The following is a 1,032-nucleotide window of genomic DNA, read 5'->3' as shown; positions in this document are numbered from 1 at the left end:
TCCCAGGAGACCTGATGAATTTTTTTATTTTCCGTAAAAAAGATTCACATTTATTGAACATCCGTTTGTCCCATCGTTATCGACGATTAAATCCCTTCATTCCTATTATATTCACTAATTGCTTCATCTACGGAGTCATAATAAAAAACATTATTATTTCTAGCCAAGAACAGTGCCGCATCACAATATTGTTTTAACGCACTAACACTATGTGACACCATTATAAAACTAGACTCCTTGTGGCGTTTATTGAATATATCCAAACATTTTTGTTTAAATCTTGCATCACCAACAGAAGTCACCTCATCAACTAAATAATAATCAAACTTAAATGCCATACTCAGCCCAAAACCTAATCGTGACCGCATTCCTGAAGAATATGTCTTTATCGGCATATCGAAATACTTTCCTAATTCAGAAAAATCTTCTACAAACTTTATTTTGTCTTTTAATTCTTTCTTGGTCGCATACAATCTCGAGACAAATTTTACGTTTTCCCTCCCCGTCAGACTACCCTGGAATCCTCCAGATAAACCCACTGGCCAAGAAATTGTCTGGTCTGTTTTAATCTGCCCATAATCAGGCCTATCAGCTCCACCGATCATGCGTAATAAAGTTGATTTTCCTGCACCATTGCGACCAATAAGCGCAATACTTTTTTCGGACGGTAGTTGGATTTTTAAATTCTTAAAAACATAATGGCGCCCCGATGGCGTAGGATAGCTTTTTGTAAGATTATCTATTTCAATCATGAAGTTAACATAGCCTCTTCACGTACTGTGTACAAACACAAACCTACCATTAATGATAATAATGCGCTAAAAGCAAGATATGATAAGCTTGTTGCCCCTGAGATGTATCCAGGAACCACAGACTCTCTGCTCAATTCAATCGCATGAACAATAGGATTCCATAATAAATATCCCCAATAATCCTCAGGGACTGAATGCAGAGGAAACATGACACAGGAAATAAAATAGAGTGGTTTTATTATTATTGGTAAGAATTTCTCGGTTTCTGGGAATGTATTAC

Annotated in this window: 2 protein-coding genes; both read right to left on the bottom strand. The window is 36.4% G+C overall.

Annotated features, from left to right (window positions below):
• Positions 1 to 86: 86 nt before the first annotated feature.
• Positions 87 to 752, bottom strand: a complete 666-nt coding sequence (locus NNN71_RS24695; protein WP_271459591.1) for an ABC transporter ATP-binding protein — start codon at positions 750 to 752, stop codon at positions 87 to 89.
• A partial coding sequence (locus NNN71_RS24690) for an ABC transporter permease (protein ID WP_442910533.1) occupies positions 749 to 1,032 on the bottom strand: 284 nt, incomplete at its 5' end. The genes NNN71_RS24690 and NNN71_RS24695, both read right to left, overlap by 4 nt.

Origin of the sequence: Kluyvera sp. Awk 3, from assembly GCF_028069715.1 — a bacterium.
Taxonomy (GTDB): Bacteria; Pseudomonadota; Gammaproteobacteria; order Enterobacterales; family Enterobacteriaceae; genus Kluyvera; species Kluyvera georgiana_A.
The sequence above is the reverse complement of the archived record's forward strand: the minus strand, read 5'-3'. Positions and strand labels throughout refer to the sequence as shown.